The following is a 10325-nucleotide window of genomic DNA, read 5'->3' as shown; positions in this document are numbered from 1 at the left end:
GTGAGCGGGGGGTTGCGAACGCCGGGCTAGGGTCCGCTTGGATTTTCGGCCCATACCCATAAGGCCCCTGACCCAAAGCCCCCGTACCTCACAGAAAGTGGGAGCAGCCACGCCATGAGCCAGCTCACCAACGAAGTCGAAAAGCACACCGACCTCTATGTCGAGGCCTTCAACCGGGGCGACGCCGACGCGGTCAACGCCTTCTACACGGACGAGGCCGTCGCCGTCTGGGAGCCGGGCAAGCCGCTGACCGGCCAGGCCCGCAAGGACAGCGTCAAGGAGTTCCTCGCCTTCGGCCCGAAGATGACGGCCAAGGTCCGCCAGTCCTTCGTCACCGGCGACACCGCCCTGCTGATCGTCGACTGGGTCATCGACACGGTCGACGCGGACGGCGAGCCCGAGCAGCTCAAGGGCGTCGGCGTCGACGTGCTGCGCCTGGGCGAGGACGGCAACTGGCGCTACGCCATCGACGACCCGTACGGCCAGGCCGAGTAAGGCCGGCGTCGGCGGCTCGCGGCCGTCCCGGCCGTGAGCCCGCCCGTCGCTCCGGCGTCAGGGCACCTCTCGCATCAGCTCGTACCAGCTCGCATCAGCGTCACCGGCGCTCCGGCGCCACAGGGGGAGAACGATTTCCGTGAACACCGACAGTTTCGCCACCACCGCGGCCGACGACGACGCCGCCCACCGCACCGGCCGGCGCCCCTCGCGGCGTACGGTCCTCAAGGCGGCGGGCGCGACCGCCCTGGCCGTCTCGGCCGCGAGCGCGCTGGCCGGACCCGCGTACGCCGGGGAGGACTCCGAGGACTCCGAGTCGGCCACGCGGGACTTCATCGTCATCGGCGCGGGCTTCGCCGGTGTCACGGCGGCGCGCGAACTGCGCGCCAAGGGCAAGCGGGTGACGATCCTGGAGGCCCGGAGCCGGATCGGCGGCCGGACCTGGACCGACACCTTCGCGGGCCAGCAGGTGGAGATGGGCGGCACCTGGGTGGAGCCGACGCAGCCGCACATCGCCAAGGAGCTCAAGCGCTACAGCATCGGTCTGGAGGAGGAGGACCCGCTGGACCGCATGCTCCTGCCGACCCCGAACGGCCCCAAGGCGTTCACCCCCGCCGAGGGCAACGCGGCGATGGGCCCGCTGTTCGAGAAGCTCTTCGCGGGCTCCAAGCAGTACTTCGAGCGTCCCTTCCAGCCGCTGTACCGCGCGGACCTGCTCCAGAAGCTCGACAAGCTGTCGCTGCGCGACCGGCTGAACGAGCTGAAGCTGTCGCCCGCCGACGAGATGCTGATCAACGGCCAGACCGCGATCTACTCGGGCGGTGCCAGCACCGAGGGCGCCCTGACGATGCTGGCCCAGTGGTGGGCCATGGCCGGCTGGAACAACGAGGGCTGGAGCGACACCCAGCGGTACCGGATGAAGCCCGGCACCGTCGGGATGCTCAGCGCGATGATCGCGGAGGCCAAGCCGACGATCGTGTTCAACGCCCCGGTGGCCTCCGTCGCCGAGTCGGGCGACCGCGTCCACGTCACCACCCGCGCCGGGAAGACGTACTCGGCCAAGGGCGTCGTGGTGGCCGTGCCGGTCAACGTCTGGCACACCATCAAGTTCACCCCGGGGCTGCCCGCCGCCCACACGGCCGCCGCCTCCCAGGGCATCGGGGTGAAGCACGCCCTGAAGATCTGGATCCACGCCCGCGAGGGCCAGGGCCGGTTCTACGGCCAGTCGGCCGAGGGCGGCTCGCCGATCCCGATGTTCATCCCCTACAAGAAGACCTCCGAGGGCCAGCTGTACGTCGGCTTCAGCGTCGACCCCAAGCTCGACCCGACGAACACCGCCCAGGTCAAGGACGCCGTGAAGAAGCTCGGCGCGGACCTGGACATCATCGGTCTGCGGGCGCAGAACTGGGGCGCCGACGAGTTCTCCCGCGGCGGCTGGGCCTTCCGCAAGCCCGGTCAGCTGACCTCGCTCTACCCCGACGTCCTGAACCAGGCCACGAGCAGGATCACCTTCGCCAGCGGCGACATCGCGGAGGGCTGGACCGGCTTCATCGACGGCGCGATCGAGTCGGGCCTGCGCGCCGCCCAGCTGGCCAACGGCGAGATGTGACACCCCTCGTCCGGCGGTTCCCCCGCCGGACCCCTCCCCCCGGGGGCACCCGCGTGAAGGGTGCCCGGAACAGTAGAGAGAAGGACGTAACCCGCCATGACCACGTTCACCGTGCCCTTCGACCCCGAGAAGCCCGACCTCACCGACGACACCTGGACCCAGAACGAGATCTTCCTCCAGGTCTTCAACTCCGGTAACGGCGAGTTCTTCGACAGCCTCTACCGCGAGGACTCCATCTCCAACTTCTCCGGCGAGCCCCTCACGGGCGAGGCCCGCCTGAAGTTCTTCAAGGAGTTCCTGGCCACCAAGCCCAAGCTGGAGGCCAAGGTCACCTTCGCCCACACGGCCGGCGACGTGGCCCTGATCGGTGTCGACTACGCCATCGACGGCGTCAACGCCGCGGGCGAGCCCTTCCACCTGGAAGGCATCTGCACCGACGTCCTGGTCAAGGTCGAGGACGGCCGCTGGCTGATGGCCATCGACCGCCCCGTGGCCCGGGGCGGCCTGGTCGCCTAATCACCCGGACCGACCCCCCGGAACCGGCGCTCCTGGAACCGGCGCTCCGTAGAAGTGCGGCCCCTGCCCTCGGTCCCCCGCCGAGGGCAGGGGCCGCCGCCGCGTAAAACATACCGATTATGCGGTATGGTCGGACGTATGTCCGGTCAGTCGTTCACCGACGGTCTGGTGACCGCCCTCGGGGTCATCGGCGGCAAGTGGAAGCCCCTGATCATCGCCGAACTCCACCGGCGGCCACGCCGCTTCGGCGAGCTCAGACGCGCCCTGCCCGGCGTCAGCGAGAAGGTGCTCAGCCAGCAGCTGCGCGAGATGGAGCTGGACGGCGTCGTCGATCGCGAGGTCTGTCTGTCCATCCCGCCCCGGGCCGTGCAGTACTCGCTCACCGAGCTCGGCCTGACCCTCCACGAGAGCCTGCTGCCCCTCGCCGCCTGGGGTGAGCTGCACGAACTGCGCATGCTGGCACCCTCCGGGTGAAGCTGGCACAACGCCTTCGAACGGACCTCGAGAGAACCTCTAGAGGCCGCCACTAGCCTTCCCGTCGACTTCAGTGGGTGAACGAGCGCGGGAACAGAAAGCTGCACACAGAACCGAGTTTGACTCTCCGTGACGTAACGTCGCGCCGCATGGCCCACGGCAAGCCGCCTTCTGAATCAACCGGCGACAACCTTTGCAAAACGATGCAAAAAGATCTTGGGTGAGCGATGCGGTTTCGAATGCTAGGTCCTCTGGAAGTCATTGACGCCGACCGCCCCGTGGCACTGGGCGGCATCAAACAGCGCGCCACGCTCGGCTTCCTGCTGTTGCAGGCCAACAGAGTGGTGGCCACCAGCCAGTTGCTGCGGGCCCTGTGGCCCGTGGACGAGGCGCCCACCTCGGCCCGGAAGATCCTCCAGAACGCCGTCTGGGGGCTGCGCGGCGTGCTCTCGGCCGGCGCGGACGGGACCGGCGGCACGAGCGCCCCGGCCCTGCTGACCCAGGCGCCCGGCTACGTCCTGCGCGTCGACCCCGACGACGTCGACCTCCACCGCTTCCAGCGCCAGGTCGAGGCGGGCCGCGCGAAGTTCTCCGCCGGCGCCCCCGAGGACGCCGCGAAGCTGCTGCGCGAGGCCCTCACCCTCTGGCAGGGCCCCGCCCTCGCCGACCTGGTGGAGACCGGCATCGCCTGGCCCGAGCTGGCCGCCGTGGAGAAGGCCCGGCTCGACGCCATGGAGGACTACTTCGAGGCCGAGCTCGCCTGCGGCCGCCACCAGGCCGTCCTCGGCGAACTCGAGACCATGGTCGCCACCGAGTCCCTGCGGGAACGTTCCTGCGGGCAGTTGATGCTCGCCCTCTACCGCTGCGGCCGGCAGGCCGACGCCCTCGCCGTCTACGACAAGGTGCGCACCACCCTCGTCGAGGACCTCGGTCTGGAGCCCGGCCGCTCGCTGCGCGACCTCCAGCACGCCATCCTCACCCACGACCCCGCGCTCTCCCTGCCCCCGGCCCGGCTCCTGGGCGCCGCCCCCTACCAGGCGGGCCGCCGCACCGCCCGCGAGCAGACCGCCGAGATCCCGGCCCAGCGCCGCCCGGCCACCGCCGGCGTGCCCCTGGCCTCCGTGCCCGACCCGGCCCCCGCCGCCGCGGCCCCCCAGGGCCGTCCGTCCGGCGCGGCGCCCGCCGAGCGCCGGACCGGGGCGACCGTCACCGAGCGCACCCAGGTCAGCGTCGCGCTGATCGCCACCGAGCTCGCCGAGGAGACCCCGGGCGGCGCCTGGAGCGAGAGCGCCGACACCGCCCTGGAGGCCGTGGCCGGCGCCGTCCAGGAGAAGGCCGAGCACTTCGGCGGGACCGTCGTGGCCAGCATCGGACCCGTCACCCTCGCCCTGTTCGGGGCCTGCTCCGGCGACGGCGACCGCAAGGACGCCGCCGAGCGCGCCGTCCACGCCGGCCTCGCCGTCCGCGACGCCCTCGGCTCGGCCGCGTACGCCACCGGCCGGCACGGCCGCCGCCCGGCCGTCCGCGCCGCCGTCGTCACCGGCGAGGCGATCGTCCGCTACCGCCCCGACGAACCCGGCACCCCGCCCACCCTCATCGGCACCCTCCTCCACACCGGCCAGTCGCTGCTGGACCGGGTGCCCGCCGGCGAGGTCCGGGTCTGCGCCACCACCCTGGAGGCCGCCGAGGCGGCGATCACCGTCTCCCCGACCGGCGACCCGGCCACCGGCTGGGAGGTACGCGGCATCCGCCGCGAGTACCCCGGCGACCACACCGTCCCCATCGTCGACCGCGACTGCGAACTGGACCTGCTGCGCGGCCTCCTCAGCCGCACCCGCCACCGCGCCCAGCCGCACCTGGTCACCGTCCTGGGCGACCCCGGCATCGGCAAGACCCGCTTCGTGACGGAGTTCGCCCGCACCTTCGCCGACCAGCCCGAACCCGCCCGCTTCCTGATGGGCCGCGCCCCCTCCTTCCCCGGGGACGACACCCTCGCGGTGCAGGCCGAGATCCTCGCCGCCGCCTGCGGCATCCTCCCCGGCCAGGCCCCCGGTGAGGCCCGGGCCCACCTCGCCGCGACCGTCCGCCGCGTGGTCGCCGACCCCCGCGAGGCCGACCGCCTGCTGCGCCCCCTCACCGAGCTCGTCACCCCGGGCCACGAACCGGCCGCCCCGGCCGAGGCCCTCTCCGCCTGGCGGCGCTTCGTCGTGGCCTTCGCCGCCGAACGCCCCCTCGTCCTGATCATCGACGACCTCCACCGGGCGGACGACGCCCTGCTGGACTGCGTCGAGGACCTGGTGGAGTCCGCCGACGCCGTACCGCTCCTCGTGGTGGCGGCGGCCCGCCCGGAGCTGCTCCAGCGCCGCCCCGACTGGGGCGCGGGCAAGCGCCACACCAGCACCCTCGGCCTGGACCCCCTCTCGGACGCGGCCATCGACCGCCTCCTGGAGTTCATGGTCGCGCCGGAACAGGTCGCCCACGTCGGCGAGGCTCCGGACGACCGCCGCCGCTACATGCGCAAACTCCTGGCCTCGGGCTCCCCCACGGGCGCCCTCCGCCACCTCTACGGCCGAGCCCGCAAACAGCGGACACTGCCGGCGGCGGTATAGGACACGAACCCGGACGGGCTGACAAAGTCAGCCCGTCCGGCGTTTGAGGACCGGGGGTCCGGGGGCGGAGCCCCCGGAACGCACTACGCGCCGACGCCCACCAGCCGCTCGCCGTCCTGCTCCCGCAGAATCCGGCAAACATCCCGCAGCCCACCCTCAAGCTGCGCGATCTCCGCATCGCTCAGATAAACCGACGGCTCGAACCGCAACGTATGCACCGCACTGGCCGTCGGGAACGTCCGGATCCGGTGCTCCCGCAGCAGATACCCGGCCGCCACGTACCCGAAGAACCCCGCGTTGTCGCGGATCGCCGCGGACGCCGCCTCCGACTGGTCGCTGAACTCGAACCCGAGCATGAGCCCCTCACCGCGGATGTCCGCGACGACCTCCGGGAAGTCCGCCCGCACCGACTCGAACATGGCCCGCAGGGCCGCCCCGCGCTCCGCGGCGAGCCGGTAGACGCGCCCGTCCTCCGCCTCCATCAGCTCCAGCACCTTCAGCGCCACGAAGCAGGAGAACGCGTCCTTCGCGAAGGTCGAGCTGTGCACCAGCTCGAACTCCTTGCGGTACCGGTCGCGCCGCACCAGCATCACCGACGCCTTGGCGATCCCGCCGCCCAGGCTCTTGGCCAGCGCGTAGTAGTCACCCCGCAGCCCCACCAGGGAGCTGGCGAGGAACGCGCCGCTGCGTCCCATCCCGCTCTGCACCTCGTCGAGGACGACCGGGCAGTCGATCTCGGCGGTGACCCGCTGGACCTCCGCCGCGAACTCCCGCGTGATGACGTTGATGCCGCCCTCGCCCTGGATCGGCTCCAGGACGAACGCGCAGATCACCGGCGCCTCGCGCCGCACGACCGCGATCGCGCCGCCCTCGACCACGACGTCGAAGAGCTCGGCGCGCTCCGCCTCCACGACCTCCTTGATCGCCTCCGGCCGGTCCCGGGGGATGAAGCGGGCCTGCGCGGCCAGCGCGGAGAAGGGCGCGCGGTAGCCCTCGTTGTGGGTCAGCTGGACGCTGCCCATCAGCTTGCCGTGGAAGGAGCCCTCCAGCGTCAGGAAGACGGGCGGCCGCTGCCGGACCGCGTCGTTCCGGCGGGTGATCTCCGCGGCCAGGTCCTCGAAGGCCGCCAGGTCCACCCGCTCGGTCGCGCCGAACCCGAGCGCGCCCAGCGCCTCGCCGGACAGCGACGCCTCCCCGCCGAGGAGCGCCGCCCGCGCGGCCTCCAGGTTCCCGGCGATGGGGGCGGCCAGCTCGTCCATCCGCATCCTGCGGTCGAGCTCCGCGTGCTTGATGGCGGCCTCGATGGCCTCGGCGCCCGTATTGGCGAAGATCGCCGAATAGGCGTCGGTGGTGCCGAGTTCCCGCTGGAGAATGGTGTTGAGCGCCCCGGCGACCTGATTGGCGTAGGGGTGCCGCGAGAACTGCGCGTGCACCGGGACCCCGCCGTCCAGCAGGGATTTGGCGAGGGCGACGATTTCGGGGTTGTTGTGCCCCAGCATCAGGGAGCCGTAACCGCCCGCGTAGTCGACCACGGGGACTTCCCCGCCGTCCGCGTCGCGGTAGTAGAGGGTATTGCCCTCGGCGCGGACGTACTCGACGTCGAGACCGACGGAGGCGAGCCACTCGAGGAGAAAGGGCTCCGCGAGTTCGAGCTCGGGGGAGCCGGGATATCCGGGGGTATCAGCGTTCATGGCGCCAGACCATACGGCGGCGCGGTCATCGCTTGTTCTTTATCCGGTCCTCGAACTGCCCGCCGATTACCGGGCAGTTCGAGAACAGGCGGACCGGTCACCGGGCGACCGTGACGACCCCCAGCGCCTCGGCCACGAGATCGGCCACCTCACGGATGTGGTGGTCGAGGTAGAAGTGGCCGCCGGAGAACACGTGGACGTCCGTCCGCGCCGCCGAGAAGCCCCGCCAGTCCGAGGCCTCCTCGACCGTCACGACCGGGTCGTTGTCGCCGATCAGCACGGTGAAGGGCACGTTCAGCGGCGCCCCCGGCGTCCACGCGTACGCGCCGATCGCCCGGTAGTCGGCGCGCAGCGCGGGCATCACCATGGCCAGCAGGTCGGGGTCCTGGAAGACCCCGCCCGTCGTACCGCCGAGCCGCCGGATGGCGGCGAGGACGTGCGCGTCCGTGCGCACCTGGTCGTGGGGGCTGGGCGCCGCCGTCGGCGCCCCGCGCCCGGAGAGGAACAGCCGCTCCGGCCCGGGGGCCGAGCGCTGCTCCAGGCGGCGGGCGGTCTCGTAGGCGAGCACGGCGCCCATGCTGTGCCCGAGGAAGGCGAACGGACGGTGGTCGTCCAGCACGCTCATCTCCTCCGCCAGCCGGTCGGCGAGCCGGGCGATGTCGTCCACCGGCGGCTCCTGGTGGCGGTCCTGCCGCCCCGGGTACTGCACGGCCACCACGTCGACCGCCGGTGCCAGCGTGCGCGACAGCGGCACGAAGGCGCTGGCCGCTCCTCCGGCGTGCGGGAAGCAGACGAGGCGCGGTCCGTCCTGCGGAGCCTGGCCGTAGCGTCGGAACCAATCACTGCCCACTGCGTCTTCTCCTCGCGTGCGTTGCGGACCGTGCCGGGGCATTTTCGGTTATGCCGCTCGAGGCTGGCACGAGACGCGCACGAGAACCCCTGATCGAGACGGTTCGCAAGGGCCATGAGGGCATATTCTGTGGGCCCATAGAGCATCCACGGAGCGTAGGGAAGGCAACCGAGCCGGGGATCGGCCGGAAGGGGAGTTGATCGGCGATGCAGGAGAGATCCGGGCGGACCCGCAGGAGGTTGCTCGAAGCCGCTGCCGCGCAGATCGACGCATGCGGATACGCGGACGCCAAACTGAGCGACATCAGCCGGTGCGCCGAAGTGACGACGGGCGCGCTGTATTTCCACTTCTCCTCCAAGACCGACCTGGCGGAAGCGGTCCAGCGGGCCGGCTGCGCGATGCTGGACGAGACGGTCGACCATCTGCTGGCCCGTTGTTCGCCGATGCAGGCCCTGATCGACGTCACCCACGTCCTGGCCCGCTGGGTCTGCGAGGAGCCCATCGTCCGGGCCAGCCTGCGGATCGGCCGGGAGCGCGGACGGGACGGTTCCGCGATCGTCGACTTCCACGCGGTGTGCGTCCGCACCGGGCTGCGGCTGCTGCGCGACGCCCGCGCCACGCAGGGGGTGATCCGCGCCGACGTCTCCGCCGACTCCGTGGAGGGGCTGGTCACCGCCGTGCTGTCGGGCGCCGAGGCGGACGCCTGCCGGGGCATGGGCCCCGACCGCCTCGCCACCCGGCTGACGGGGATGTGGGACCTCCTCGTCGACGCCCTCGTCGTACGCGACCTCCGCGCCGGGCTCCGCACGGGACCGCCCCACGCGCCGCTGCCGCACGGCCGCGCCCACGAGGCGGTCACCGCCTGACCCCGGGCCACGACTCTGGTGATTACCCGCGTGATTACCCGTCGGTGAACACACAGTAGGACCCCTCCGGTTAGCTTCTCGGCCTGGGAGGAGTCCCGAGGGGGGAGTTCCCCGAGGGGCTCGGACGTCCCGCGAGGTACGAGGAGTTGTGATGGATACCTCTGTCATCACAGGGGGAGCGGAGGCCGGCGCGACGACGGGGACCGGAGCGGGGCCGGGAACGAGGCCGGGAACGGGTACGGGTACGGAACCCGAGCCCTGGGAATCGGTCATCGGACGGGACTTCGCCCGGGCGCTCAACGAGGGCCTGGCCCGGGCCCGCGCGACCGCCCCGCCGAGGACCCGGCGCTCCTCGCCCACCCCACGCACCCGCCTGCCCCGGCCCACGCCCCCGGGAACCGAGGGCTCCACCGGCCGGGACCTCAGCGTCACCGCCACCGCCGAGGGCTCAACCAGCGCCGGTCCCACGGCCACACCCGACGAGCACACGGATTGCCGCTGGCAGGAGCGCCGCCGGGTGGCCCGTGACCTCCACGACCACATCGGCGGCGCCCTCGCCACCGCCCGCCGCCTCCTGGTCGAGTGCGGCCCGGGCGTGGACGACCCCGGCCGGCTCGCCGCCGCCCAGGTCTTCCTCCACGAGGCGGAGGACCACCTGCGCGGCCTGCTGGGCGAGTTGGTCACGGCGACGGAGCTGCCGCCGCTGGGCGAGGCCATCGAGGGCTTCGCGGCGGAGGCCGCCCCGCCCGGCCTCGACGTCACCGTGAAGATCACCGGCAATGAGAACCTCGTCGCCACCGCCCACCGCCGGGCCCTGTTCCTGGCCGTCCGCGAGGCCCTGCGCAATACGTTCGAGCACGCCGGCGCGAGCCGCGTCGCGGTGTCCGTGCGCACCACCCGCTGGTGGGTCCACGCCGCCGTCGAGGACGACGGCCGGGGCTTCGACCCGGAGCGCGCGACCGACGGCGAGGGCCGCCCGGCCCGGGGGATCGCGTCGATGACCCAGCGGGTCGAGGACATCGGCGGAAAGCTGACGATCGAGAGCTCGCCCGTCGACGGCACCAGGGTCGACATGCACCTGCCGCTGCGCCCGCGCACATAGCGGGTGGCCGGTGGCCCCGGAACGTTCCCCCTGTTCCCCCTGACTTCCCCTGATCCCCTCCGAATCCAGTGCTGCCAGCGGGCCGGCCGATCCGCCCGCGCCGAGGAGTTGTT

General features: G+C 72.2%; 9 protein-coding genes. 7 read left to right on the top strand and 2 right to left on the bottom strand.

The annotated features are described in order from the left end of the window. Window positions 1-114 precede the first annotated feature (114 nt). The 5 genes from ACX9I7_RS29070 to ACX9I7_RS29050 all read left to right on the top strand — a co-directional run bounded on the left by ACX9I7_RS29070 (window position 115) and on the right by ACX9I7_RS29050 (window position 5703). Entirely contained in the window at window positions 115-495 is a 381-nt protein-coding gene (locus ACX9I7_RS29070) for a YybH family protein (protein WP_189455866.1), read from the top strand. Between the two features lie 139 nt (window positions 496-634). Continuing rightward, window positions 635-2104 carry a flavin monoamine oxidase family protein gene (locus ACX9I7_RS29065; protein ID WP_387573509.1) on the top strand — a complete coding sequence of 490 codons (1470 nt, stop codon included), beginning with the start codon at window positions 635-637 and terminating at the stop codon, window positions 2102-2104. A gap of 96 nt (window positions 2105-2200) precedes the next feature. Further along, window positions 2201-2620 (top strand): YybH family protein, encoded by a 420-nt coding sequence (locus ACX9I7_RS29060; protein WP_358634463.1) that lies wholly within the window; start codon window positions 2201-2203, stop codon window positions 2618-2620. A 138-nt stretch (window positions 2621-2758) separates the two neighbouring features. Continuing rightward, a complete protein-coding gene (locus tag ACX9I7_RS29055) occupies window positions 2759-3094 on the top strand; it encodes a winged helix-turn-helix transcriptional regulator (protein WP_126915304.1) in 336 nt (111 codons plus the stop codon). Window positions 3095-3333: 239 nt separating this feature from the next. Beyond that, window positions 3334-5703 (top strand): BTAD domain-containing putative transcriptional regulator, encoded by a 2370-nt coding sequence (locus ACX9I7_RS29050; RefSeq protein ID WP_459388999.1) that lies wholly within the window; start codon window positions 3334-3336, stop codon window positions 5701-5703. Between the two features lie 83 nt (window positions 5704-5786). Here ACX9I7_RS29050 and ACX9I7_RS29045 read toward each other — a convergent pair whose 3' ends face one another. Further along, the gene (locus tag ACX9I7_RS29045) at window positions 5787-7394 is read right to left on the bottom strand and encodes an aspartate aminotransferase family protein (RefSeq protein WP_459388998.1); all 1608 of its coding nucleotides are present in this window, start codon (window positions 7392-7394) and stop codon (window positions 5787-5789) included. Between the two features lie 97 nt (window positions 7395-7491). Next, window positions 7492-8244 carry a thioesterase II family protein gene (locus tag ACX9I7_RS29040; RefSeq protein ID WP_387573515.1) on the bottom strand — a complete coding sequence of 251 codons (753 nt, stop codon included), beginning with the start codon at window positions 8242-8244 and terminating at the stop codon, window positions 7492-7494. A 206-nt stretch (window positions 8245-8450) separates the two neighbouring features. Between ACX9I7_RS29040 and ACX9I7_RS29035 the strand changes: the two genes are divergently transcribed. After that, on the top strand, window positions 8451-9110 hold the full coding sequence (locus tag ACX9I7_RS29035) for a ScbR family autoregulator-binding transcription factor (RefSeq protein ID WP_459388997.1): 660 nt from the start codon (window positions 8451-8453) through the stop codon (window positions 9108-9110). Window positions 9111-9261: 151 nt separating this feature from the next. Continuing rightward, complete coding sequence (locus tag ACX9I7_RS29030; RefSeq protein ID WP_459388996.1) at window positions 9262-10212, top strand: sensor histidine kinase; 951 nt, start codon at window positions 9262-9264, stop codon at window positions 10210-10212. The last annotated feature ends 113 nt before the right edge of the window (window positions 10213-10325 follow it).

This window comes from Streptomyces sp. L500 (assembly GCF_054551825.1).
Note: the sequence above shows the minus strand (reverse complement) of the source record. Positions and strands in the feature narration are given on the sequence as shown.

What these genes read in the sequence shown, in the direction of transcription:
- ACX9I7_RS29030 (WP_459388996.1), top strand. Translation starts at nt 9,262, where the DNA reads ATGGATACCTCTGTCATCACAGGGGGAGCGGAGGCCGGCGCGACGACG.
- ACX9I7_RS29070 (WP_189455866.1), top strand. Translation starts at nt 115, where the DNA reads ATGAGCCAGCTCACCAACGAAGTCGAAAAGCACACCGACCTCTATGTC.
- ACX9I7_RS29035 (WP_459388997.1), top strand. Translation starts at nt 8,451, where the DNA reads ATGCAGGAGAGATCCGGGCGGACCCGCAGGAGGTTGCTCGAAGCCGCT.
- ACX9I7_RS29060 (WP_358634463.1), top strand. Translation starts at nt 2,201, where the DNA reads ATGACCACGTTCACCGTGCCCTTCGACCCCGAGAAGCCCGACCTCACC.
- ACX9I7_RS29050 (WP_459388999.1), top strand. Translation starts at nt 3,334, where the DNA reads ATGCTAGGTCCTCTGGAAGTCATTGACGCCGACCGCCCCGTGGCACTG.
- ACX9I7_RS29055 (WP_126915304.1), top strand. Translation starts at nt 2,759, where the DNA reads ATGTCCGGTCAGTCGTTCACCGACGGTCTGGTGACCGCCCTCGGGGTC.
- ACX9I7_RS29045 (WP_459388998.1), bottom strand. Translation starts at nt 7,394, where the DNA reads ATGAACGCTGATACCCCCGGATATCCCGGCTCCCCCGAGCTCGAACTC.